This is a genomic window from Thalassotalea crassostreae, from assembly GCF_001831495.1.
In the GTDB taxonomy this organism is placed as follows: domain Bacteria; phylum Pseudomonadota; class Gammaproteobacteria; order Enterobacterales; family Alteromonadaceae; genus Thalassotalea_A; species Thalassotalea_A crassostreae.
In genome coordinates this window covers 1970886-1996769 of record NZ_CP017689.1, presented here as the reverse complement: position 1 = coordinate 1996769, position 25884 = coordinate 1970886, and the positions used below count along the sequence as shown (strand labels likewise).

Below are 25884 nucleotides of genomic sequence, written 5' to 3'. Positions count from 1 at the left end.
AAGAAATAATTACAGTATATATTTCCAAAATGATCAGTAATAGCCTTGTTATTCGAGCTATTTTCAGAGAGTATAGTCTTTTTCGTTCAATAGAGAAGTATGATGTCGACAGAAAATGCAATAACAGAAGAACAGACACAACAGTGGGTTCGCGAACAATACCTTAATGCTACAAAATATTTGGCAGAAAAAGGGGTTGTAACACAATCAGTTGAAGTACAAACCAGTCGTTACTTAGCTCCTATTTTTGCCGTTTGGAAACTTAAAACAATTGATAACGATGCAATTTGGGTGATCAGTGGTGATTTGCCATGTGATCATATACAAGCAGAGGCGGCTGATACTGTTCGCGACTCGTTACGTCATTTCTCTATGAAGTGGCAACTTCAAGCGCAAAATATAGCAGGGACAACAACCGAACAAGCTCAATTTGCTAAATTTTTAGTAGGGCGTGCGGAAGGTTTGTATCAGTTATTTGAAAATGAAAACTTATGGAAAGAAGGTTAAAAAAGACTGGAACTAGTGCGATAGGTAAAAGCGTTTAAAATCTATTTTGGACAAGGAGCACACCATTCTTTGACGTGGTAATCCCGCTTCCATAAAAACGGCACCAACTGGAATAAAGTGGTGCCTTGCAAAATAATCAACCGCATCTAAAGAACTATTTATATAGACTTCTTTTAAATTGTTATTTCTAGCGATGCCTAAGAGTGTTTCAATTACTTGCCTACCAGCAGGAGTCTTTCTCTTTGAAATGACGACAGCGATGCGAGAAATTTCGCCTTGATTCGTTATTCTGCCAGTTGCAATTGGTTCATTACAATTTTCTTCCGTGACTAAGACATGATGCGCTTTGCGATCATGTCTATCAAATTCTACGTCATAAGGAATGCGATATTCACATACGAATACCTTTTCACGTACTGTCTTTAATTGTTGCTTAGCCTGTTGCCAATTTACAACGGTTACTTGATAAGGCAAACCTATCCTCACTCAAAACTCCATAGCCCCTTATTAATAACATTAGTTAATAGTTGTTTATTTTTCAAACAATCAAGTGAACTTTTTAATTGTTCTAAAGTCAAAGGTTGTTTTCTAGCAAGCAGATGTGCCAAGGCTTTGGTGTCATCTTCTAGTAAAAACTCTTCACCATTTGCGAATAACGCTTTGTAATTATTAGTGTTTATAACAACCGCTTTTAATCCAAGCACTGCGTTGATTGAATTTCCGTCTTCTAAAAAGCCATAAATCTGTTTAAATGATAGAGGCTCCATAGGTACAAGTAAATTTAGAGGGTGATGCACTGTCGTTAGATATTTACCCATAAAATGTTTCATTAAAGATTCATCATTTAATGATTCTTTCATTTCATTGGTGAGTAATTGTATATCTTCCATTGAAAGCTCTTCAGGAGAGTTGGTTGCTTTACGATTTTTATCGTCAAAACGGTTTTCAAATAGTTGGTTATCAAGCTGGTGATCGGCAAAAGCGGAATAAAGCTCTTGAGCGTTAGGGGCTTGGAAACCAATAGAATAATTCAATGAATTATCAATAGCGATACCATCATGAGGATGATTAGGTGGGATATACAATAAATCTCCAGGCTCTGTTACTTCATCTATTACTGCTTCAAATTCTGATACTTGTTTAAGATCTTCATGAGGAAGCAATGTTTCTAAACTAGGATCAGGATTACCCACACGCCATCGACGTTTACCTTCACCTTGGATAATAAACACATCGTATTGATCCAAATGCGGACCAACACCACCACCTGGCGTTGAAAAACTAACCATAACGTCATCAATTCGCCAACTAGGGACAAATTTAAATGGTTCAATCAAGGCGTCTACTTCTGCAAACCAATTGTTTACAGCTTGAACTAATAACGTCCAATTAGCTTCACCAAACTCGCTATAGTCTACAAATGGACCGTGTTTTACTTGCCAATTATTTTTAGTTCTATTAACGATCCTTGATTGAATGAATTCCTCCATCGCAAGTCCCGCAAGCTCATCAGCTTCTATAGGATCTTGAAAATCTTTAAAAGCTCCTTTTATTAACAGTGGCTGTTTCTGCCAATATTTTTCTAAAAATTGCTCAGCGGTTAAATCATTAAAGTGTATTTTCATAGGAATCATTATTTTGTTTGATATTCGGATTAGCTCAGCTAGAGATTAGCTTTATCTTAGTTTAAATGAGCCGTATTGCTATATTTGATAAGAAAAAACCAGTGACGTTAACCACTGGCTTTTTGTTGTTAAAGATCTAGCTTGTTAATGCTTAGTCTAGATTTCATTGATAAATTCAATTGCTCGACCGATATAGCTTGCTGGTGTCATTGCTTTTAATTCATCTTTAGCAGATTCAGGCATTTCTAGAGTATCGATGAACGCACGCATTGAATCAGCATCAACGCGCTTACCACGTGTTAACTCTTTTAATTTCTCATATGGTTTTTCGATACCGTAACGACGCATAACTGTTTGGATTGGCTCAGCTAAAACTTCCCAGTTTTTGTCTAGTTCAGCGAGTAACGCTTCTTCGTTCACCTGTAGTTTGCTAATGCCTTTTAATGTCGCTTGGTATGAAATTAATGCATGCGCAAAACCAACACCTAAGTTACGTAAAACTGTAGAGTCTGTTAGGTCACGTTGCCAGCGAGAAACAGGTAGTTTTTGTGCTAAGTGTGAAAATAGGGCGTTTGCAATGCCTAAGTTACCTTCTGAGTTTTCGAAATCAATAGGATTAACTTTATGTGGCATGGTTGAAGAACCAATTTCACCAGCAATAGTTTTTTGCTTGAAGTGACCTAGGGCAATGTAGCCCCAAACGTCACGGTCAAAGTCAATTAGGATAGTGTTAAAACGTGCTACCGCGTCAAATAATTCAGCAATGTAATCGTGTGGCTCAATTTGAGTTGTAAAAGCATTCCATTGAATACCTAATGAGTTTACAAAACTTTCTGAAAATTCATGCCAATTTACTTCTGGGTAAGCAGAGATGTGAGCGTTGTAGTTACCAACGGCACCGTTGATCTTACCAAGCATATCAACTTTAGCAATTTGGTCACGTTGACGTTTCAAACGAATGTAAACGTTAGCCATTTCTTTACCCATTGTACTAGGGCTAGCAGGTTGACCGTGAGTACGACACATCATTGGAATTGTTTGATACTCAAGCGCTAAGTTTTTAATTTCAGTAAGTAATTCATCCATTACCGGTAAAATTACTTGCTCACGACAATCGTTCAACATTAATGCGTGAGACAAGTTATTGATATCTTCTGAAGTACAAGCAAAGTGAATAAATTCAGATACTGCGTTTAGTTCAGCGTTATCTGCAACTTTTTCTTTTAGTAAGTATTCAACCGCTTTAACATCGTGGTTTGTCGTAGCTTCTATTTCTTTAACACGAGCCGCGTCAACTTCTGAAAATTCACTAACAATTGCATCTAACACTGCGTTTGCTTCTGCAGAGAATGCTGGTACTTCTGCAATTTCTGCTGTTTGAGCGAGCTTTTGTAACCAACGAACTTCAACCGTTACACGGTATTTAATTAGACCAAATTCACTGAAGATAGGACGAAGTGCTTTAACTTTGCTGCCGTATCTGCCGTCAACCGGTGAAATAGCACTAATGCTTGAAAGTTCCATAGATATTCCCTAGTAGTATAAATTTTAAGTTTAAGTTTGAATCTTTTGTCAGCTTACTTTAGTCAACTGACTATATTTGTTTCAGTATGGTTTGCGCTGTTTCGACAAACTTTCGTCTGTTAAATAACACGTGTCGGCGCTTTCCACCGACTTGTCGCCAAAGTACTGTTGCTCTTACACCGGCAAGTAATAACGCTCTAATGCGATTTTGATTACCTACCTGTTTTAAAATATTTGGGTCACCAGCAATCTGAATCTTCGCTGATAGTGGACTAATAATATCGGTATAAATACTTGCCAGAGCACTGTGCATATGATCAGAATCAATATCGAAATGCTCAAGCTGTCTTTGACAATCTTCAATACGTTGGCCTAATTGAGCCATTACCTTTGGATTTCGTTTAAGTCTACGCTCAAGATTCATTAAACTAACGATATAGCGTGTGACTTCTGGATCTTTGGTTGCTGTGGTATCACCCAATTGCGCAGTCATGGCCAATAGTCCATCACTTAAATTTGCAATTTCTCCGCCGTACACGTCTATTGTGTTGGCAGGATTGATATTAACGATTGAGTTCATCATCACGTCAAATATCTGTTGATCACATTGGTTTTTGCGCGCGATATTTTGTACCAATTGAGCACATTGGCAAATTCCGGCAAAAGTAATGGTTTGTTCGTTTAAGCTCATTTTTTTAATTGAATCTATATTATTTTGTTATTAATAAATTAACGTGATTGTTAACGGATCAGCGTGTCAATTATGCCGCCACCTAAACAGACTTCATTTAAATAGAATACAACTGACTGTCCTGGCGTTACCGAGCTTTGTTGTTCATTAAACATTATCTGATAATTTTCGTCGTCTAAACGAGTTACTGTACAAGCAACGTCTTCCTGGCGATAACGAGTTTTAACGGTACAGTTAAAAGCTTCATTTATACCAATCTCTTCTCGATTAACCCAATGTAATTGACTAGCAACTAAGCCTTTAGAAAACAGGCGAGGGTGATTATTTCCTTGACCTACAATTAGAACGTTTCGCTTTAAGTCTTTCTCAACTACATACCAAGGCTCTTCACCAGAGTCTTTCATGCCACCAATGTGTAAACCTTTGCGCTGACCTAAAGTGTGATACATCAAACCTTGGTGTTCACCTATGACTTTACCTTCGGCAGTTTCAATAACTCCTGGTTGAGCCGGTAAATATCGACCTAAAAAGTCTTTGAATTTTCGCTCACCAATAAAACATATACCAGTTGAATCTTTTTTGTTTGCTGTAACTAAACCTTCACGTTCGGCAATCGCTCTAACTTCCGGCTTTTCAATGTTACCAACAGGGAATAACGTTTGACCAACTTGCTTATGACTTAACGTATAGAGGAAGTAACTTTGATCTTTGTTTGAATCTAAGCCTCGTAACATTTCAAATTTACCGTTATTTTCCCGTCTTTGAACGTAATGACCGGTAGCAATATAATCTGCGCCCATATCTTCACAAGCAAACTCTAGAAATGCTTTAAACTTTATTTCTTTATTACAAATAATGTCGGGGTTAGGCGTACGACCAGAACGGTATTCTTCTAAGAAATATTCAAATACATTGTCCCAGTATTCGGTAGCAAAGTTGATGGTATGCAATTCGATGCCTAGTTTGTCACAAACCTGTTGAGCATCTTTTAAATCATCTGCAGCGGCGCAATATTCTTCGTCATCGTCTTCTTCCCAGTTTTTCATAAACAGGCCTTCGACCTGATAACCTTGCTCTTTTAACAAGTAAGCAGAAACGGATGAGTCAACACCGCCAGACATGCCGACGATTACTTTAATATCTTGATTAGCTTTAGGATTTGATGCTGTCAACGAAACTTAATTCCATAGAGGTTTAAAAATGGCGCGATTGTAGCACGATTTATAGGCTCTGGCATCTATTTCTAGCGTAGAAATAGCTAAAAATAGTAACAAATGTTTATTCTTTTTTTGTTGGTTATATATTTTAGCAATATTAGGCTGTTAAATTGCTATGCAGGCAAGATAATGGCAGTCGGTTTCCTTTTACAAAATCAGCTATACAGTCTAGTACCAGGGGACTACGAATTTGATTTCCTTTTTGTTTTAGTTCGTCTAAAGTTAGCCAAATTGCATCTATAATGTCGCTATCTTGCGGACTTGTGCTGCTAAATTCTGATAGTTCGGTGACAAAACAAAATCTTAAGTAATACAAATTCAGTTCCGGTTTGTGGTAATAATAAATACCGCTTAGATATTGTGGTTCCACATGTAAGCCAGTTTCTTCTAATACTTCTCGTTGATAGGCACCGATCAAATCTTCACCTGCTTCTATGTGGCCAGCGGGTTGGTTGTAAACGACTTTACCCTCATCAATTTCCTCAACAATAAGAAATTTGTTTTTATGATGGATGATCCCTGCGACAGTAGTATTTGGTTTAAATTGTTCACTCATAATTTACGCTCTCTAGTGGTGAGTTTTGACGTTTCGATATGGTTTTATAAATGCGTCACTATGACTGAAATAGTTTATGCTCGCCGGGTAGTAGGGCACCAATATTATATTCACCAATGGCATATCTGATCAGACGTAAAGTCGGAAAGCCAACATGGGCGGTCATTCTTCTGACTTGCCTGTTTTTACCTTCTGTTATCTCAATTTGCAACCAGGTGGTTGGGATATTTTTGCGCTCTCTTATAGGGGGAGTGCGTTGCCAGACATTAGGTGTTTCGATTACTTTCACTTTTGCAGGTTTGGTTAATCCATCTTTTAGTTCAACACCTTTTTCTAACATGATGATTGCGCTGTCGGTGACTGCACCTTCAACTTGTACCCAGTAAACCTTTGCCTTTTTATGCTTAGGATCAGCTAGTTGGTTTTGTAATTTGCCATCATTAGTTAATAATAATAACCCTTCAGAGTCTTTATCAAGGCGACCTGCTGCGTAAACATGAGGAATATCGATATAATCTTTTAAGGTTTTACGGTGTTGATCATCGGTAAATTGGGTGAGTACATCAAAAGGTTTATTAAATAAAACGATCTTAGTAGGTCCGCTATCAACAGTCTTCTTAACTCTAGGCTTGTAACGAGATTTAGAATTTCCTCGTTGCACCTTTTGGTCGCTGCGCTTCGTTAATTTACCTGGAGTTTTAGCTGAGCCATTTTTCTGTTTGTTAAACTTATTTGCTGACAATTTAAGACCCTTAACGTCTATGTGTTTATTCGTTCTTGTGTGGCGTCGTGATGCGATTATATAAAGAACTACTAGGGGTATTCATCAAATTTATAATGACTATAAAGACAATGGTCATCAAAGTCATCGCTATTCGCTATTTATATGGCCCTAGTGCTGATATACTACGCCGCGATTTAGTACAAAGTAAATCAAAAAATTTTAAGTTATTGATCATTATCTATGTCGAATTAGTGGATTGCAATGATTAGTAACTAATGTGCCATCGACATGCAATTTGCAACGTCGAAATAATTACAAAGCGGACTTTGGTTAAAACCAAAGCTAGCATTAAATTAGGAAAAAATATGACAACTGATAAAGCAAAAATCATATATACAATTACTGATGAAGCTCCAGCATTAGCAACTTACTCTTTATTACCAATCGTTGAAGCTTTTACAGCGACAGCAGGTATTGAAGTTGCGACTAAAGACATTTCATTAGCTGGACGTATCATTGCTAACTTACCTGAGTTTTTAACTGAAGAGCAACGTATCGGTGATGCACTATCTGAGCTAGGTGATCTTGCCAAGACGCCTGAAGCTAACATCATCAAATTACCAAATATCAGTGCATCAATCCCACAATTACAAGCTGCTATCAAAGAATTACAGGCGAAAGGTTACGCACTTCCTGATTACCCAGAAGACGCACAAACTGCTGAAGAAGAAGCAATTAAGGCAAAATACGCAAAAGTATTAGGTAGTGCTGTAAACCCAGTATTACGTGAAGGTAACTCTGACCGTCGTGCTCCAGGTTCTGTTAAGCAATATGCTCGTAACAACCCACATTCAATGGGTGCATGGTCTAGCGAATCAAAATCTCACGTTGCTAGCATGACCGATGGCGATTTCTACAGCAGCGAACAATCAGTAACGATTGGCGATGCAACTTCAGTAAATATCGAACTAACAGCTGAAAACGGCGATGTAACTGTTCTTAAACAAGGCTTAGCGTTACAAGCTGGCGAGATCATCGATTCTTCACGCATGAGTGCATCAAAATTACGTGCATTCTTAGCAGAACAAATTGTTGCAGCGAAAGAGCAGGGAATTTTGTTCTCACTACACATGAAAGCGACAATGATGAAAGTGTCTGACCCAATTATTTTTGGTCACTGTGTATCTGTATTCTACAAAGATGTATTAGAAAAACATGCGGCACTATTCGCTGATTTAGGTGTAGACGTTAATAACGGTATTGGTGATGTATTCGCTAAGATCGGTAGCTTATCAGCTGACAAGCAAGCCGAAATCGAAGCAGATTTCGCCGCAGTTTATGCAAATAGCCCTGATTTAGCTATGGTAAATTCAGATAAAGGTATTACTAACTTACACGTTCCTTCAGACGTTATTATCGATGCTTCAATGCCAGCAATGATTCGTTCTTCAGGTATGATGTGGAACAAAAATGACAAGTTACAAGATGCAATCGCTGTAATTCCAGATCGTTGTTACGCTGGTGTTTACCAAGAAACAATTGACTTCTGTAAGAAAAATGGTGCGTTTGATCCAACAACTATGGGTAGTGTTCCTAACGTTGGTCTTATGGCTCAGAAAGCTGAAGAATATGGATCTCACGATAAAACATTCGAAGTTCCTGCAAACGGCACAATGCGTGTAGTTGATGCTTCAGGTACTGTATTAATGGAACATACAGTTGAAGCGGGCGATATCTGGCGTATGTGTCAGGTTAAAGATGCGCCAATCCAAGATTGGGTTAAGTTAGCTGTTAACCGTGCTCGTGCAACAGGTAGCCCAGCAGTATTCTGGTTAGATTCAAACCGTGCACATGATTCTCAAATCATCAAGAAAGTTGAAGCTTACTTACCTAACCATGATACCAATGGTTTAGAGATCAGTATTCTTTCTCCTGTAGAAGCAACTCGTTTCTCATTAGCGAGAATCATCGAAGGTAAAGACACTATCTCTGTTACAGGTAACGTATTACGTGATTACTTAACAGATTTATTCCCTATTTTAGAATTAGGTACTTCTGCTAAAATGCTTTCAGTTGTTCCTCTAATGAACGGTGGTGGTTTATTCGAAACTGGTGCTGGTGGTTCTGCGCCTAAGCACGTTCAACAGTTTGAACAAGAAAACTACTTACGTTGGGACTCATTAGGTGAATTCTTAGCGTTAGCTGCTTCTTTAGAGCACGTAAGCAATTTTGCTAACAACCCTAAAGCACAAGTTCTTGCTGATACACTAGATGCTGCTACTGCAACATTCCTAGCTGAAAACAAATCACCAGCACGTCGCGTAGGTCAAATTGATAACCGTGGTTCTCACTTCTACCTAGGATTATACTGGGCTCAAGAATTAGCGGCACAAGACGTTGACGCTGAACTGAAAGCTAAGTTCGCTCCATTAGCACAAACTTTAACTGCTAATGAAGAAGTTATTGTAAACGAACTAAACTCAGCTCAAGGTGTTGCTAACGACATTAACGGTTACTATTTAGCGTCTGCTGATTTAGCTGAAAAAGCGATGCGTCCAAGCGCTACGTTAAACTCAGCAATTAGTTCACTTTAATCGTTGACTACTTGCGCTAAAATAATGCAGTAAATTAAAAGCTGCATTGCATATTTAAAGAAAACCACGGCTTGCCGTGGTTTTTTTGTTACATAACTTAGCTTAATCTTTATTCTAAAATCGACTATGCTCTTGATATTAAGGTAGAAACTAAGGGAATATAAATGAAGTTTGAATACAAAATGATTGATACAAGAGACGTAGATGCCGCAGGGATATTTAAAGGGCGTAAACGAGAAGATATAGAAAGCTATTTGAATCAACTTGGAAGTGAAGGCTGGGAGTTGGTTAATGTCGATTATAGAGAGTTAGAGGGTGGTTCTGAGTTTGCAGGCATAATGAAACGCGTGAGTAAATATTAGTCTTAAGCCTTTAAACCTATATCTTTAAACCAATACCCGTAAGCCTATATCCTTAATCAAAGAAGTGAGTTAGCAAATTAAAATCTTTTAGAATCTAATTTGCTAACTCACTTTCTATTTTAGTGCTTAACTAATATTCAATTAGTGCTTTATTGGTGCCTAATTGTTACTTTCGTTAATGCTATTTTATTCGCCGACCGGCTTTACACTAGATGCATGACAGCCCTTAGGACCTTCATGTAGCTCATAATCAACAGGTTGGCCTGCTTTTAATGTGCGATAACCATCCATCTGTATTGTTGAATAGTGAGCGAAGATATCTTCACCACCTTCTTCTGGACAAATGAAACCGAAACCCTTGGCGTTGTTAAACCATTTAACTGTACCGTTAGCCATACTTCTTACTTCCTTCTTTCTGAATCGGTAATTTGTTATATTGTACCTTTGATCATAATGATAGGTTTTAACTACCTAAATCATTATGTAAATTGGTATAATCATCAAATCAATATTTTTACTTCGTATTATTATTTTTATTGAGTATTTTTAATTTTCTAGTGTCTAAAATTTAGTCACATTTAAAAATTTAGATAAATTTATAGAATAGTCAAGGTAAATTATTGGTTTTTTTTACAATTTTTTAACAAAAGAAGTTCTACAGAACGCCAATTAAGGGCTATTATTTTATTATGGGTAAGGTTAAAGACGCGATAGAGAGCGATCAGCAGACAGCGATCGACGATAAAATAAAACGTCCAGCGATGTTTCGCGTGATACTTTTGAACGATGATTACACCCCAATGGACTTTGTTGTTGAGGTTTTATCGAAATTTTTTCAAATGAATACTGATCAAGCGACGCAAATTATGCTAACAATACATTATAAGGGTAAAGCAAGTTGCGGAATTTATACCAGTGACGTTGCCGAAACCAAAGTAGATCAAGTATGTCGATTTGCTCGAGAGCATGAACATCCATTGATGTGTACCATGGAACAGGTCTAAAGGTACAAGGTTGTTAATTAGTAAGTAGTAAGTTTTCCGGAGTGTGCCTATATGTTGAATAAAGATTTAGAAATTTCCTTAAATTTAGCTTTTCGTCAGGCGAAAGATTCTCGCCATGAATTTATGACGGTAGAGCATCTGTTGTTGGCGTTACTAGAAAATCCAGAAGCCATTGATGCCATCCACGCCTGTGGTGGTGATTTAACTAAGTTAAAAATGGAATTACTAAACTTTATCGGTGATACCACACCAGTAATTTCACAAGACGATGAAGAACGGGAAACCCAACCTACGTTAGGTTTTCAACGGGTGCTGCAACGCGCCGTTTTTCACGTACAATCTTCTGGTAAGACAGAAGTTAATGGCGCTAATGTACTGGTCGCCATCTTTAGCGAACAAGAATCACAAGCCGCATACTTTTTGAAAAAATCCGATATCACTCGTCTCGATATCGTCAATTATATATCCCACGGCATCGCGAAAAATGAAGAAACAGAATCTGTACAGCCTTCATTAGAGCAGCCGCAAGCGGCAGAAGAAGAATCTAAAACCGTAGACACTTACGCGACAAACTTAAATAAAGCGGCGTTAAATGGAGAAATAGACCCTATTATTGGTCGAAGCCTTGAAATTGAACGTACCGTTCAGGTTTTGAGTCGTCGTCGCAAAAACAACCCGTTATTAGTTGGTGAAGCCGGTGTTGGTAAAACAGCGATTGCAGAAGGACTAGCGAAGCTTATCGTTGAAGATAAGGCACCAGAGGTTCTTAAAGAAGCAACGATATACTCATTAGATATGGGCGCGTTACTCGCTGGCACAAAATACCGCGGTGATTTTGAAAAACGGTTTAAATCATTATTAAAAGAATTAGAACAAGATAAACAAGCAATCTTATTTATTGATGAAATTCATACCATCATTGGCGCAGGTGCTGCATCAGGCGGCATGATGGATGCTTCAAATCTTATCAAACCTCTATTATCAGGAGGTAAGCTACGTTGCATGGGATCTACGACGTTCCAAGAATTTAAAACAATCTTTGAAAAGGACCGTGCATTAGCGCGTCGTTTCCAAAAGATTGATATCCACGAGCCTAGCATCGATGAAACCACAAAGATCCTACAAGGCTTAAAAGACAAATACGAAGAACATCACAGCATTAAATATACAAACAAAGCGTTAAAGGCTGCTGCCGAATTGTCAGCCAAGTATATTAACGATCGCTTCCTACCGGATAAAGCAATTGACGTGATTGACGAAGCAGGGGCTAAACAACGTTTAGTTGCGCCGTCAAAACGTAAGAAAGTGATTAACATTGGTGAAATTGAGACGGTAGTGGCAAACATTGCCCGTATTCCTGAAAAGTCAGTGTCGTCTACAGAAAAAGATAACTTGATGAATATAGACCGTAACTTGAAGATGGTAGTGTTCGGTCAAGATGAAGCAATTGAAGGATTAACTAGCGTTATTCGTTTATCTCGTGCCGGCCTTGGCACGGAAGATAAGCCAGTAGGTTCATTTATGTTTTCAGGGCCAACAGGTGTTGGTAAGACAGAAGTTACAAAACAGCTTGCTAAACAGTTAGGTATCGAATTATTGCGCTTTGATATGTCTGAGTACATGGAAAAGCACGCTGTAAGTCGATTAATTGGCGCGCCTCCAGGTTACGTTGGATATGAGCAAGGCGGATTGCTGACTGATGCGGTTATTAAACACCCACATGCTGTGGTATTGCTTGATGAAATTGAAAAGGCACATACTGATATTTACAATATTTTGCTGCAAGTAATGGATCACGGTACGTTAACCGATAATAATGGCCGTAAGGCGGACTTTAGAAATGTTATCTTAGTTATGACAACTAACGCCGGTGTGCAAGAAACTGAGCGTAAGTCGATTGGTTTTAAACAACAAGATCACAGTCATGATGCAATGAGTGAAATTAACCGTGTATTCTCACCAGAGTTTCGTAATCGTTTAGATTCAATTGTCTGGTTTAATCATCTGAGTACGCAAGTGATTGAGCAAGTCGTTGATAAGTTTATTGTTGAATTACAAGCACAATTAGATACTAAAGGCGTTTCATTAGAGTTAACGAATGATGCTCGCAGTTGGTTAGCGATTAATGGATATGATAAAACTATGGGCGCTCGTCCAATGTCACGTTTAATTCAAGAGAAACTGAAAAAACCGCTAGCGAGTGAATTGCTGTTTGGTGAATTAATGCAGGGCGGTACAGCAAAAGTAGCGTTGAACAAAAAGAAAGACTGTTTAGCGATTACGTTTGAGAGCAAAGAAGAGTTAGTTTCACAGAGCTAATTATTGCACTCTAATTCTTAAGGACGTGTGTATCGATGCTAAATAAAAAGTGACTTATGGTCACTTTTTTTATGTTTAAAACAATCGTTTTCGGTTACGCGTTACATTCTGATTAAAGATATAGGATTGCCTAAGTTACTGTTATATCAGTACTATATGTTAATTATCTATTACTAGTTTAGAATTAAACCGTTTTAAGTTCCAAATTAGGTAAAGCGGAAAAATTGATAGCATTAACAGTGAAATCTGCTGAATTATAGTAATGTTAAGACTCTGAATTATCAGCACAACTATCGCTGAACCACTCATTTGCATCACACCTAGTAATGCTGACGCAGTACCAGCTTTATTAGCAAAAGGCGCAAGAGCTTGACCAGCTGAGGTTCCCATAATTAATGAAAAACCAATGCTACTAAGCATAATTGGCAACATAAAAGCGGAAGCTGTTGCGACATCTTGAGACACGAACATAAGTAATCCTCCTGCCACTAGAATAGTCATACCAATATTAATTGTCTTAAAGGCGCCATTTTTTTGTAAAATCTTAGGCGCAGATAAACATGCAAAGATATTAACAACGGCGTTTATGCTAAACCAAAAGATAAACTCATCTTGATTTAAACTTAGCGCTACCATTAACCAGGCAGGCGAACTGCTGACATAGGCAATGATCACAGCCATCGATAGCATTACTAATATGCCATGAAATAAGAACACTCGATTAGTAATAATGCTCTTGTATCGACTGAGAGAGACTAATTTGATTTCTTCATCACTACTATGCGGATTTGATTCTTTTAGAAATACGAAGATTATAACGCCAGCGAATAACGAAAAAAGCGACATAAATAAAAAGTTAGATTGCCATCCATAATTGGTCGTTAGCCAACCACCAAGAATCGGTGCGAGGGCAGGTATACAACAGATCACACCATTGAGATAGCTGTACATCATTCCGCTTTGCACGGCGTTGCAGTGGTCTCGTACTACAGCGAAAGCTGCAACAACAATACCACAAGTGCCAAGCCCGGTTAGTAATCGAGAAAACAAATGTAGTTCCACACTATTAGCGTAGGCACAAAGTAACGACGATAATAAGTAAATACAAATGCCGACTAAAGCGACTGGTTTTCGGCCAAACTTATCCGCTAATGGCCCACTAAAAAACTGACCAAAGCCCATCGCTAACAAAAAAATAGTAACACTTGATTGCATGGTTGTCAGAGATGTATCAAGCTGCTCAGCCATTATCGGTAGTGCGGGCAGGAATATATCAATTGCTAATGGGCTGAAGACCACCATTAACATAAGAACTGATAATAATTTAATATTTAACATTAATATATTCCAAGGAAAAATTGATTGTACGAAAAATAAACATTATTTCAGTCGGTATTATACAGACGCTTTAAACAACAGGGTAAGGATAAATTGTATTAAAGCGTACAGCCTATTGTGATAGTTAATAAATATTCAGAGCAAAAAAAAGATCTCATCAGAGATCTTTTAAAAATTTGTTTTGTCGGTATCGAGTTTTGAAACCCGATCACCTATTTAACAACTATCTGGCGCGGAAAATAATGCGACCTTTTGATAAATCATAAGGTGTTAATTCAACAGTTACTTTATCACCAGTTAAAATACGGATGTAGTTTTTACGCATTTTACCGGAAATGTGAGCAGTAACAACGTGACCGTTTTCTAGTTCTACACGGAACATAGTGTTTGGTAAGGTATCTTGAACGACACCTTGCATTTCAATATTTTCTTCTTTCGCCATTGGGCGTTAAACCTCTATAAAATTGTGCATTAAAAATTGCTGCCGAGATAATGCCCAAAAGTAAGCTATTTGTAAAGACAATTTACTGACCAATGGCTAATTATTATGACTTATTGATGCGAATCCACTGATCTTGTATTAAACGCTCGTGGGGATAGTAACTTTTTTTGTAATTCATCTTTTGGCAATCATCAATTTGATAGCCTAAGTACAGGTAATTTTTATTTAATGATTTTGCTACTTGTATTTGCGTTAGAATTGAGAATTTACCTAGGGAGCGTTTACTGAGTTCAGGATCGTAAAACGTGTACAAAGCTGATAATGAATTCGGTAAGTTATCACATACCGCCACCGATACCAGTTGTTTGTCGTGATAAATTTCAATAAATAACTGGTCAATTAATTCATTAAAGATAAAACCTTTATATTGTTCTTTGTTTGCCGGAAACATTGATCCGTCTTGATGCACGGTATTGATGTAACGCTGGTATAAATCATAGTAGCGCTCATCGGCTTCTAAACTTATCTTGATGGTAAGATCTTTATTGGTAGAGATAATACGTTTTTGACTTTTTGAAGGCTTAAACTCGTAAACAGGTAATCTTATCGATTCGCAAGAATTACAATCAATGCAATGAGGTCGATATACCTGGTTACCACTTCGTCTAAACCCAGCCATTAACAATCGCTGATAGTTTTCGTTGGTAATGTCTTCACAATTGGTGACGACAACAAGGCGCTCTTGTTGCTCAGGCAGATAGTTACAAGCAAAGTTATGTGTTAATCCAAATTGGAAATACTTTTTCGACTCACTCATTAAACTGAATTTCTCTTGGTTGCCAAAAATGTTCGCCTAGTTGTTGTTTAATCGCATTGTTTTTTAACTCTATAAAGTCGTCACGTTTGACTTCTACGGCTCCCATACTCGATAAAAAAGGATTTTCAATCTGACAATCTATAAAGTTTATACCATTTAAGTTTAGCAGTTTAGCAATAGAAACAAGTGCTATTTTTGATGCGTTAGGCTTTAGATAAAACATAGATTCGCCGCTGAAATAGCCATTGATAGCAATACCGTAAAGGCCGCCAACTAATGTTGAACCTTGCCAAACTTCAATAGAGTGAGCATATCCAAGAGAGTGCAGCTGCAAATAGGCGTCGATCATTTCTGGTAAAATCCAGGTATCATCCTGTCGAAACGGTGCATCTGAACAAATATTGATTACTCTTTCAAAGCTATTATTAATGGTAACAGTGTAATCACATTTGCGAATGAATTTCGCTAAACTTTTATTGATATAGATTTCATCAGTTTTGATGATGCACCTAGGATCTGGCGACCACCACAAAAAAGGGTCTAGTTCGCTATACCATGGAAATATGCCATTGGCATAAGCGTTTAAAAGTCTTTGAGGGTGTAAATCACCGCCAACAGCGAGTAGGCCATTTGGTTCGGTTAATGCGGTTTTAACTGATGGGAAAGACATGTCACTAGCAAGCTGTAAATCAAGGTTGACTAGTGACAGGTTCATTTTATGCTTTCGAGAGGCTAATTATTTACGCTATTAAACGTTCGAATTTTTAGCATCTAAGTAACGCTCTGCGTCAAGTGCAGCCATACAACCGGCGCCAGCAGAGGTAATCGCTTGACGATAAATATGATCAGCAACATCACCAGCAGCGTAGATACCTTCAACACTTGTTTGTGTTGCATTACCTTCAGTACCACTTTGAATTGTTAAATAACCATCTTTCATGTCTAATTGACCTTTAAAGATATCAGTATTTGGTTTGTGACCAATGGCGATAAAACAACCGGTAACGTCGATTTCTTCAGTCGCATCGCTCTTAGTATCTTTTAAACGCAGACCAGTAACACCCATGTTGTCACCTAATACTTCGTCTAATGTGCGGTCAGTGTGTAAAACGATATTACCGTTTTCAACTTTATCCATTAAGCGTTTCGTTAAGATTTTTTCACTACGGAAAGTATCACGACGGTGTACTAAATGTACTTCAGAGGCAATGTTTGAAAGATACAATGCTTCTTCAACTGCCGTGTTACCACCGCCAACAACCGCAACTTTTTGATTACGATAGAAGAAACCATCACACGTTGCACAAGCTGAAATACCTTTACCCATGAACGCAGTTTCTGATTCTAAACCAAGGTACTGTGCAGAAGCTCCGGTACAAATGATAAGCGCATCACAAGTATATTCATTGCTGCCTTTCAATTTGTAAGGCTTAGAAGAAAAATCTACTTCTTCGATGTGATCGAAAATAATCTCTGTGTCAAAACGTTCTGCATGTTGTTGCATACGAACCATTAAGTCAGGTCCAGTTAAACCTTCTGCATCGCCAGGCCAGTTTTCAACTTCAGTAGTCGTAGTAAGCTGACCGCCTTGTTGCATACCAGTGATCATAACTGGATTTAAGTTTGCGCGAGCAGCGTATACAGCTGCAGTGTAGCCGGCAGGGCCAGAACCCAAGATTAATAAAGGGCAATGTCTTACTTCACTCATGAAGAACTCCTAGAATTTTTGAGGTTACGTCAATAGCCAATAACATGGCACAACAACGTGGAATATTATAATGATTGGGATTCTAAGCAATTAATACAAGGGGAACAATAGATAATTTATTCGATTAAACACTAAAATATATTTATCTGTATTGAAACCGATACATTATTAAAAAGCAGCTTAAACAAAAACTGGGGTCAGAGTCAGATTAGAAAACCTGACTCTGACCCCAGTTTAAAGAGGTGTGTTGAATTTATTACGCTAAAGCAACTTTAGGCTCTACAAATTCAAAACCTAAGTTATCAGCAACTTCACGTACAGTTACTTGACCGTTAATTACGTTAAGACCATTTAAGAAATGCTCATTACTTAATAACGCGTCTTTGTAGCCTTTGTTAGCCAAGTTAATGATAAATGGTAATGTTGCATTGTTAAGTGCAAAGGTAGAAGTGCGTGGTACAGCACCTGGCATATTAGCAACACAGTAGTGAACAACGTCATCAACAATGAACGTAGGTTCTGCGTGAGTTGTTGCTTTAGAAGTCGCAATACAACCACCTTGGTCAATAGCAACATCAACGATAGCTGAACCTGGCTTCATGTTTTTAATGTGTTCTGCTGTTACTAATTTAGGCGCTGCAGCACCTGGAATAAGTACACCACCGATAACTAAGTCAGCTTCTAGAACGTGTTTTTCTAAGGCGTCAGCAGTAGAGTATACCGCTTTGATCTTGTTGCCAAATTGAGCATCAAGACGACGTAAAACATTAATGTTACGATCGAGGATAACAACGTTAGCACCCATACCAACTGCCATTTGTGCAGCATTGTTACCAACCATGCCGCCACCGATAATAACTACTTTCGCTGGCTCAACACCTGGAACACCACCTAATAGCATACCGCGACCAGCATTTGATTTCTCTAATGCTTGTGCGCCAGCTTGAATAGACATGCGACCAGCAACTTCTGACATAGGAGCAAGAAGCGGTAAGCCACCCATGTGGTCAGTAACTGTTTCATAAGCAATACAGATTGCTTTTGATTTTACTAAGTCTTCTGTTTGTGCAAGATCTGGTGCAAGGTGAAGGTAAGTGAACAAGATTTGACCTTCACGTAACATTGCACGTTCAACTGCTTGTGGTTCTTTAACTTTTACAATCATTTCTGCTTTAGCGAAAACTTCTGCTGCTGTCGCTAAGATGCTTGCACCCGCAGCAACGTAATCTTCATCAGTAAAACCAATACCTGAACCGGCATTTGTTTCTACAAAAACTTCGTGGCCGTGGTTAATTAACTCACGTACGCTTGCTGGAACCATACCAACGCGGTACTCATGGTTTTTAATTTCTTTTGGTACACCAATAATCATAATAATTCTCTTGTAAAAGGATTGTTGTAATATTTTGCGCTATTATAGAGACAAATAAGCAGATTAACTTGTTGTATATTTGTAATTATTAGTTAAAAATATTGCAGAATGTACATATTTTAGAGAAAAAATCTAAACCATGAATGAAAGTAACCGAAAACTCGATCGAATCGATAAAAACATCCTAAATGAGTTACAAAATGACGGACGTTTATCTAATGTAGAATTATCCAAACGTGTAGGATTAAGTCCTACACCATGTTTAGAACGGGTAAAGAAATTAGAACAAGAAGGAATAATAGAAGGCTACAGTGCTAACTTGAACCCTATTTTTCTCGATGTTGCGCTGTTGGTGTTTGTTGAAATCACCTTAAGTAGAACATCACCAGATGTTTTTGAAGAGTTTTCAAAAGCAGTAATGGAACTTGATGTGATTCAAGAGTGTCATTTGGTTTCTGGTAACTTCGATTTTCTACTTAAAACCCGAGTATCAGATATGCAGGCCTATCGAAACTTACTTGGTGACACTTTGCTGCGGCTTCCAAGTGTAAGTGAAAGTAGAACTTACGTGGTGATGGAAGAGGTTAAATCGGGCAATAAATTACCAATTAACTACTAAAGCGCAATTATATTGCCTTAACAGCTGAAAATTAACGGCTTTGCATATTTTATCCGAGTCAAATTTCTGTTATTTTGGTATTAAGTAAATTACGCAGAGAGTAGACCTAGCATTGGAATAATGCACAAGCCTGTGACAAGCGTTACAATTGGCCTTGAGTCAACTCACTAATAATAAAAATAACTTTATGGATTCTACTTTGTCTGAAACTGAATCAACTAAATTAAGTGGTAGCCAGCGCCTGCTAGAAGCGGGGCTGATATTTACTAGCATTTTTTCCCTCTATATCATTGTCGCATTAATTACATTTGATCAATCGGATCCGGGTTGGTCACAAACTGCGTATCACGCAACAGTCAATAATGCCGCTGGGGCGTTTGGCGCCTATCTATCTGATATTCTATTTTTTACTTTTGGCGCAATTGCGTATCTGATCCCGTTCTTTATAGCGTTTGTTGGCTGGCTTTTGTTTCAAAAATTTCATGTGCTATTAGAAATTGATTTTTTTACTCTCGGGCTTAAGTTTATTGGCTGCATCATGTTTGTTATTGGTGTTAGTTCGATATCAAGTATGAATGTAAACGACATTTATGACTTTTCCGCTGGTGGCATTGTTGGCGATTATATTTCTTTGACATTGATGCCTTATTTTAATTATATCGGCAGTTCGTTGTTATTTATTGTATTAACATGCTCGGGTTTTGTATTGATCACTGGCTTATCTTTTTTCACCATCATTGATTTTATTGGTGAAAAGGCCATTGTTAGTGCGTTGTTTATTAAACGTAGCGCAATACAATTTAAACAACACTTTAGTTCAACCCCTTTAAATGCCACAGACAATGATTCTAAAAAAGAGAAGAACCCGTCCAAATCGTCAAAATCTAAAAGTGAAGTAACAGCTGAGAATGAAGATCTGGCTGAGACCAAAATAGACGAAACTATTATTGAAGAATTCGAACAAGAAGACTTAGCATCTCAATTATTTGGCTCCGCAATTGATAACAGTACTGTTGAAGAACTTGATGAAATAGAAGAATTCGTCGCAATTGACGATTTGATGGGCGATGAACCTAATATAGGTAATATCGACGATGAAATAAGTGATAGTGCATTAGATGCAGCATTAACACCGGTTAAAAAGCCTGTGGTTGAAGATGATAATACTGATTCCACAAACTCTAGCGCACCAGCACCTAGTGAGGAAACTTATGAAGGTATGCCCACTATTGAGTTACTTGACCGACCGGAGCGCACTAAAAACCCAATTAGCCAAGAAGATTTAGACCAAGTAAGTCGCTTAGTAGAGGCTCGTTTACTTGACTACGGCGTACAAGCAAATGTAACGGATGTTTTCCCTGGGCCGGTCATCACTCGTTTTGAATTAGACTTAGCTCCTGGTGTTAAGGTGAGTAAAATCACTAATTTAGCAAAAGATTTAGCTAGAGCGCTTTCAGCTGCAAGTGTTCGAGTTGTTGAAGTAATTCCTGGTAAATCTGTAATTGGCTTAGAGATCCCAAATAAACACCGTGAAATGGTGCGATTAAGTGAAGTTATAGAGAGTGATATCTTTAATAATTCTAAATCACCATTAACCATGGTTTTAGGTAAAGATATCGCAGGTGATCCTATTGTTGCCGATTTAGCCAAGATGCCGCATGTATTAGTTGCTGGTACAACAGGCTCGGGTAAATCCGTTGTTGTTAACGTGATGATCGTATCCATGCTATACAAGTCAACACCTGATGACGTTCGTTTTATTATGATAGATCCAAAAATGTTGGAACTTTCTGTTTACGAAGGTATCCCACATTTATTATCTGAAGTTGTAACTGACATGAAAGACGCTGCAAACGCATTGCGCTGGTGTGTCGGAGAAATGGAACGTCGTTATAAGTTAATGTCGGCATTAGGTGTTCGTAATTTATCAGGTTACAACCAGAAAATTAAAAACGCCAAAGAAAATGGCGAAAAAATTATTGACCCATTATGGCAAGCATCTGATGCATTTGATCAAACTCCGCCAGAGTTAGAGAAGTTAGCCAGTATCGTTGTCGTTGTTGACGAATTTGCTGACATGATAATGATTGTTGGTAAGAAGGTAGAAGAACTTATTGCTCGTATCGCTCAAAAAGCACGTGCAGCTGGAATTCACTTGATACTCGCAACGCAGCGTCCATCGGTCGACGTTATTACCGGTTTAATCAAGGCGAATATACCAACACGTATGGCGCTAACGGTACAATCAAGAATTGATTCTCGTACTATTTTGGATCAACAAGGTGCAGAGCAGTTACTAGGTAACGGTGATATGCTGTTTTTACCACAAGGAACAAGTATTCCATTACGTGCTCAAGGTGCCTTTGTTGATGATCATGAAGTTCATGCGGTAGTTAATGATTGGAAAGAACGCGGCAAACCAAATTATATTGAAGAGATATTATCCGGTGATACTACTGAAGATAATATGTTACCTGGGGAAGTAGCCGAAGGTGAAGGTCATGAAATGGATGCGCTTTATGACGAAGCTGTAGCGTTTGTAACACAAACACGACGAGTATCTATTTCTAGCGTACAACGTAAGTTTAGAGTTGGTTATAACCGAGCGGCAAGAATAGTAGAAGATATGGAAGCTAGCGGCGTCGTAAGTGCCGCTGGACATAATGGTAGCAGAGAAGTATTAGCGCCTGCGCCACCAAAAGATTAGGATAAATCGTTTACATGTTAAAAAAATTAGTAATCACTTCAGTGATAAAATCAGCGTTAGCGCTAAGTGCATTTGCAACACCGGCAATTATATTTTCGGCTTATGCGGCCGACAAGGTTGAGACTCAAACCAATGTTCTACAACAAGATGCCGCAATAAAATCAGAATTACAGTTAAAACTTACCGCGGTAAAAGGTTTTAGCAGTAGCTTTGAGCAACAAGTAATTGATGCTGATGGCAATCATATTCAAACGGCAACGGGTAAACTTGCGGTCAAACGTCCAAATCTAATTTACTGGGAAACTTTGGCACCGGATGAGACCTTAGTTGTCAGCGATGGTAAAACACTTTGGTTCTACAATCCGTTTGTAGAGCAGGTATCTGCATTTAACGCCGAAAACGCGGTAACGAATACGCCAATTTTATTATTATCAGGTCTAGCTGATGAACAATGGGCACAATATCAAGTTAAAAAAAGTAATCCAGACGAATTTACCATTGTGTCTTTAGATCAAGACGCTCAAGTTAAAAAGCTACACCTTAAGTTTGTACAGCAAGATCTTGTGCAGTTTACGGTTGAGGACGTAACAGGGCAGTTAAGTCACTTTAATTTGGAAAATATAGAATCCAATACTTTACCTAGCGACGATTTATTTAAGTTTGACTTGCCTGAAGGCGTAGACTTTGATGACCAGCGATAACGCTTCATTATCTTTAGATATAGAATTTGAACAAGGTTTTGCCCCGCTCGCAGCAAGAATGCGACCACGAAAGCTTGATCAATATATTGGTCAAGAACATTTGTTGGCTGACGGCAAACCGTTAAAAACTGCGATAGAACAAGGTCTTTGTCATTCTCTTATTTTCTGGGGACCGCCTGGTACTGGAAAGACAACACTGGCAGAGCTCATTGCGACCTATGCAAATGCCAATATTGAGCGCATCTCTGCGGTTTCCTCTGGTGTTAAAGAAATCCGTGCATCAATTGAAAAAGCCAAGATGGCAGCGCAAGGACAAAATCGTCGAACAATTTTGTTTGTTGATGAGGTCCATCGTTTCAATAAGTCTCAACAAGATGCATTCTTGCCCTTTATCGAAGATGGAACCATTACTTTTATTGGCGCAACAACAGAAAATCCTTCCTTTGAGCTAAACCAAGCCTTGTTGTCGCGCTGTCGAGTCTATCTGTTAAAAAAACTTAGCGAAGAAGATTTAGATAATGTACTCAATCAAGCGTTAAACGATAAAGAACGAGGACTTGGTAAGCTTGAGGTTAGCCTTAGCGAAAAAGCCAAGTTATCATTAATGGCGCTCGCTAACGGTGATGCCAGACGATTATTAAATTTGACCGAGAATTGTGTTGATATTAGCCCTGAACAAGACAACAAGGTGAATATTGATGTTGATATTGTTAATCAAGTCGCTGGTGAAAAACAGGCGCTATATGACAAAGGCGGTGATCACTTTTATGATTTGATCAGTGCATTTCACAAATCCGTGCGCGGCTCAGATCCAGACGCAGCGCTGTATTGGTACTGTCGCATTTTAGAAGGTGGCGGCGACCCGCTTTATGTTGGCCGTCGTTTGTTAGCTATTGCCAGTGAAGATATAGGTAACGCCGATCCAAGAGCAATGCAACTTGCAATTAATGCATGGGACACGTTTCATCGTGTGGGTCCAACTGAAGGCGAGCGAGCTATTGCACAAGCAACTGTGTATATGGCGTTAGCGCCGAAATCGAACGCGGTTTATAATGCATTTAAACAAGCTAGGGCGTTTGCCAAAGAAACTGGCCATTTGGAAGTACCTTTGCACCTTAGGAATGCCACATCTCCATTAACTCAAGGGTTAGGGCACGGTAAGGATTACCGTTATGCACATAATGAACCTAACGCCTATGCCGCCGGAGAAAATTATTTCCCAACAGAGACCGGCGCGGTGAGCTTTTATCAGCCAACCGAAAGAGGTTTGGAAAGAAAGTTAAAAGAAAAGATAGAGTACTTACGAGAATTAGATCAACAAGCGGCTGAGAATACTAAGGGCAAATTGCGATGAATAATGCCTATTATTACTTGTTTGTCGCAATCGGTGGAGCCGCTGGTGCTTGTTTACGGTTTTTTATTGCAAATATTGTGCTAAATTTGCTAGGAAAAGGATTCCCTTTTGCCACCTTGATCGTTAATATATCGGGCTCCCTTATAATGGGAATATTATACGGATTAATTGAACAAGGTATTTTAGAAGTTACCGTTTACAGAACGCTGATTGGTATTGGTTTTCTCGGCGCTTTTACAACCTTTTCTACGTTTTCGTTAGATACATTGTTGTTAATGCAACAAGGTGAGATAATGAAAGCTATGTTAAATGTTCTATTAAATGTGGTGCTATGTGTTTTTGCAGCAGGTTTAGGAATGTTTTTAATAACAAACAAATAACAAGTGACAGATCATGCTTGATACAAAACTGCTTAGAGCAGACATAGACAATGTTGCAGAGCAACTTGCTAAACGTGGGTTTAAATTTGATACAGCCCAATTTAATGCGTTAGAAGAAATGCGTAAGAAACTTCAAGTACGCACTCAAGAATTACAAAACGAACGTAATACACGTTCTAAATCAATTGGCCAAGCGAAAGCACGTGGTGAAGATATTCAGCCGTTGCTAGCTGAAGTAGGCCAGTTAGGTGCGCAATTAGATTTAGCTAAAGAAGAGCTAAACGTTTTATTGACTCGCATCGACGATATCGTTTCTGCTTTACCTAACTTAATGCACGAATCAGTGCCTGACGGTCAATCTGAAGATGACAACGTTGAAGTTCGAACTTGGGGAACACCAAAAACCTTCGACTTCGATGTTAAAGATCACGTTGATTTAGCAACAAACCTTGATAAAGGCCTTGATTTTGAAAGTGGCGCTAAATTGTCAGGCACACGATTTGTTGTGATGAAAGGTCAAATTGCTCGATTAAATCGTGCAATTGGTCAATTCATGTTAGATCTTCATACCGATACTCACGGGTATACTGAGGCTAACGTACCATTATTAGTTAATCATGATTCGCTATTTGGTACTGGTCAGTTACCTAAGTTTGGTGAGGATTTATTTCATACCGATTTAGGTAGCAAAAAATTCTCTTTGATCCCAACGGCTGAAGTTCCACTAACTAACTTAGTGCGTGATGAAATTGTTGATGAAGATGAGCTACCGATCAAGTTTACCGCGTTATCATCATGTTTCCGTTCAGAAGCAGGTTCTTCAGGTCGTGATATTCGTGGTTTGATCCGTCAACATCAATTCGATAAAGTAGAATTAGTTCAACTAGTTAAACCAGAAACATCATTTGCAGCGCTAGATGAGTTAACTGGCCATGCGGAAAAAGTTCTACAAGCACTTGAATTACCATACCGTACGGTAATTTTATGTTCTGGCGATATTGGCTTTAGCGCAACTAAGACTTTTGATATTGAAGTTTGGTTACCTGCACAAGAAACATACCGTGAAATTTCTTCATGTTCGAATATGGGTGATTTTCAGGCTCGTCGAATGCAAGCTCGTTTCCGTAATAAAGAAACCAACAAAACAGAATTGTTACATACATTAAACGGTTCAGGTTTAGCAGTAGGGCGCACATTGGTAGCAATCTTAGAAAACTACCAAAATGAAGATGGTACGATCAATGTTCCAACAGTATTACAGCCGTATATGGGCGGTTTAACCAAAATCGGTTAATAGTGTTTGTATAAGTACATACCTAATAA

At 38.4% G+C, this 25884-nt stretch carries 25 protein-coding genes; 11 read left to right on the top strand and 14 right to left on the bottom strand.

Annotated elements, in window-relative coordinates; genetic code table 11:
• Positions 1 to 99: 99 nt before the first annotated feature.
• Positions 100 to 507, top strand: a complete 408-nt coding sequence (locus LT090_RS08670; protein ID WP_332452289.1) for a DUF4826 family protein — start codon at positions 100 to 102, stop codon at positions 505 to 507.
• Between the two features lie 12 nt (positions 508 to 519).
• Here LT090_RS08670 and LT090_RS08665 read toward each other — a convergent pair whose 3' ends face one another.
• The 7 genes from LT090_RS08665 to LT090_RS08635 form a co-directional block, all read right to left on the bottom strand.
• The gene (locus LT090_RS08665; RefSeq protein ID WP_068546321.1) at positions 520 to 981 is read right to left on the bottom strand and encodes a GNAT family N-acetyltransferase; all 462 of its coding nucleotides are present in this window, start codon (positions 979 to 981) and stop codon (positions 520 to 522) included.
• Positions 982 to 989: 8 nt separating this feature from the next.
• On the bottom strand, positions 990 to 2132 hold the full coding sequence (locus LT090_RS08660; protein WP_157726622.1) for a cupin domain-containing protein: 1143 nt from the start codon (positions 2130 to 2132) through the stop codon (positions 990 to 992).
• A 156-nt stretch (positions 2133 to 2288) separates the two neighbouring features.
• Positions 2289 to 3656 carry an adenylosuccinate lyase gene (gene purB, locus LT090_RS08655; protein ID WP_068546323.1) on the bottom strand — a complete coding sequence of 456 codons (1368 nt, stop codon included), beginning with the start codon at positions 3654 to 3656 and terminating at the stop codon, positions 2289 to 2291.
• Between the two features lie 70 nt (positions 3657 to 3726).
• Complete coding sequence (gene hflD, locus LT090_RS08650) at positions 3727 to 4347, bottom strand: high frequency lysogenization protein HflD (RefSeq protein ID WP_068546324.1); 621 nt, start codon at positions 4345 to 4347, stop codon at positions 3727 to 3729.
• A 50-nt stretch (positions 4348 to 4397) separates the two neighbouring features.
• Positions 4398 to 5519: a tRNA 2-thiouridine(34) synthase MnmA gene (mnmA, locus tag LT090_RS08645; protein WP_226996457.1), complete on the bottom strand. Its 1122-nt coding sequence runs from the start codon at positions 5517 to 5519 to the stop codon at positions 4398 to 4400.
• A gap of 142 nt (positions 5520 to 5661) precedes the next feature.
• Positions 5662 to 6120: an NUDIX hydrolase gene (locus tag LT090_RS08640; protein WP_068546325.1), complete on the bottom strand. Its 459-nt coding sequence runs from the start codon at positions 6118 to 6120 to the stop codon at positions 5662 to 5664.
• A gap of 58 nt (positions 6121 to 6178) precedes the next feature.
• Positions 6179 to 6862, bottom strand: a complete 684-nt coding sequence (locus LT090_RS08635) for a pseudouridine synthase (protein ID WP_082897154.1) — start codon at positions 6860 to 6862, stop codon at positions 6179 to 6181.
• A 347-nt stretch (positions 6863 to 7209) separates the two neighbouring features.
• Here LT090_RS08635 and LT090_RS08625 point away from each other — a divergent pair, with 347 nt between their 5' ends.
• Both LT090_RS08625 and LT090_RS08620 read left to right on the top strand, forming a co-directional pair.
• Positions 7210 to 9438 carry an NADP-dependent isocitrate dehydrogenase gene (locus tag LT090_RS08625; protein ID WP_068546458.1) on the top strand — a complete coding sequence of 743 codons (2229 nt, stop codon included), beginning with the start codon at positions 7210 to 7212 and terminating at the stop codon, positions 9436 to 9438.
• 182 nt (positions 9439 to 9620) lie between these two features.
• A complete protein-coding gene (locus LT090_RS08620) occupies positions 9621 to 9800 on the top strand; it encodes a DUF4177 domain-containing protein (RefSeq protein ID WP_157726623.1) in 180 nt (59 codons plus the stop codon).
• Between the two features lie 186 nt (positions 9801 to 9986).
• Here LT090_RS08620 and cspD read toward each other — a convergent pair whose 3' ends face one another.
• Complete coding sequence (gene cspD, locus LT090_RS08615; protein WP_068546327.1) at positions 9987 to 10196, bottom strand: cold shock domain-containing protein CspD; 210 nt, start codon at positions 10194 to 10196, stop codon at positions 9987 to 9989.
• A gap of 293 nt (positions 10197 to 10489) precedes the next feature.
• On the opposite strand from cspD, the gene clpS reads away from it, so the two are divergent.
• Both clpS and clpA read left to right on the top strand, forming a co-directional pair.
• On the top strand, positions 10490 to 10804 hold the full coding sequence (gene clpS / locus LT090_RS08610) for an ATP-dependent Clp protease adapter ClpS (protein ID WP_068546328.1): 315 nt from the start codon (positions 10490 to 10492) through the stop codon (positions 10802 to 10804).
• A 51-nt stretch (positions 10805 to 10855) separates the two neighbouring features.
• Positions 10856 to 13123, top strand: a complete 2268-nt coding sequence (gene clpA, locus LT090_RS08605) for an ATP-dependent Clp protease ATP-binding subunit ClpA (protein WP_068546329.1) — start codon at positions 10856 to 10858, stop codon at positions 13121 to 13123.
• A gap of 159 nt (positions 13124 to 13282) precedes the next feature.
• Here clpA and LT090_RS08600 read toward each other — a convergent pair whose 3' ends face one another.
• The 6 genes from LT090_RS08600 to ald all read right to left on the bottom strand — a co-directional run bounded on the left by LT090_RS08600 (position 13283) and on the right by ald (position 18800).
• Complete coding sequence (locus tag LT090_RS08600; protein ID WP_068546330.1) at positions 13283 to 14461, bottom strand: multidrug effflux MFS transporter; 1179 nt, start codon at positions 14459 to 14461, stop codon at positions 13283 to 13285.
• Positions 14462 to 14684: 223 nt separating this feature from the next.
• Complete coding sequence (gene infA / locus LT090_RS08595; protein ID WP_068546331.1) at positions 14685 to 14903, bottom strand: translation initiation factor IF-1; 219 nt, start codon at positions 14901 to 14903, stop codon at positions 14685 to 14687.
• A 103-nt stretch (positions 14904 to 15006) separates the two neighbouring features.
• Positions 15007 to 15720 carry an arginyltransferase gene (locus LT090_RS08590; protein WP_068546332.1) on the bottom strand — a complete coding sequence of 238 codons (714 nt, stop codon included), beginning with the start codon at positions 15718 to 15720 and terminating at the stop codon, positions 15007 to 15009.
• Entirely contained in the window at positions 15713 to 16435 is a 723-nt protein-coding gene (aat, locus tag LT090_RS08585; protein WP_068546333.1) for a leucyl/phenylalanyl-tRNA--protein transferase, read from the bottom strand. The genes LT090_RS08590 and aat overlap by 8 nt, the downstream gene beginning before the upstream one ends.
• A gap of 33 nt (positions 16436 to 16468) precedes the next feature.
• Positions 16469 to 17428: a thioredoxin-disulfide reductase gene (gene trxB / locus LT090_RS08580; protein WP_068546334.1), complete on the bottom strand. Its 960-nt coding sequence runs from the start codon at positions 17426 to 17428 to the stop codon at positions 16469 to 16471.
• A gap of 256 nt (positions 17429 to 17684) precedes the next feature.
• On the bottom strand, positions 17685 to 18800 hold the full coding sequence (gene ald, locus LT090_RS08575) for an alanine dehydrogenase (protein WP_068546335.1): 1116 nt from the start codon (positions 18798 to 18800) through the stop codon (positions 17685 to 17687).
• A gap of 139 nt (positions 18801 to 18939) precedes the next feature.
• Here ald and lrp point away from each other — a divergent pair, with 139 nt between their 5' ends.
• The 6 genes from lrp (at position 18940) to serS (ending at position 25855) form a co-directional block, all read left to right on the top strand.
• Complete coding sequence (gene lrp, locus LT090_RS08570; protein ID WP_068546336.1) at positions 18940 to 19419, top strand: leucine-responsive transcriptional regulator Lrp; 480 nt, start codon at positions 18940 to 18942, stop codon at positions 19417 to 19419.
• Between the two features lie 187 nt (positions 19420 to 19606).
• Positions 19607 to 22126 (top strand): DNA translocase FtsK, encoded by a 2520-nt coding sequence (locus tag LT090_RS08565; protein WP_068546460.1) that lies wholly within the window; start codon positions 19607 to 19609, stop codon positions 22124 to 22126.
• A 14-nt stretch (positions 22127 to 22140) separates the two neighbouring features.
• Positions 22141 to 22827: an outer membrane lipoprotein periplasmic chaperone LolA gene (gene lolA, locus LT090_RS08560; RefSeq protein WP_082897155.1), complete on the top strand. Its 687-nt coding sequence runs from the start codon at positions 22141 to 22143 to the stop codon at positions 22825 to 22827.
• On the top strand, positions 22814 to 24181 hold the full coding sequence (locus LT090_RS08555; protein WP_068546337.1) for a replication-associated recombination protein A: 1368 nt from the start codon (positions 22814 to 22816) through the stop codon (positions 24179 to 24181). Before lolA ends, LT090_RS08555 begins: the two co-directional genes overlap by 14 nt.
• A complete protein-coding gene (gene crcB / locus LT090_RS08550; RefSeq protein WP_068546338.1) occupies positions 24178 to 24561 on the top strand; it encodes a fluoride efflux transporter CrcB in 384 nt (127 codons plus the stop codon). The genes LT090_RS08555 and crcB overlap by 4 nt, the downstream gene beginning before the upstream one ends.
• Before the next feature lie 13 nt (positions 24562 to 24574).
• Positions 24575 to 25855: a serine--tRNA ligase gene (gene serS, locus LT090_RS08545; protein WP_068546339.1), complete on the top strand. Its 1281-nt coding sequence runs from the start codon at positions 24575 to 24577 to the stop codon at positions 25853 to 25855.
• The last annotated feature ends 29 nt before the right edge of the window (positions 25856 to 25884 follow it).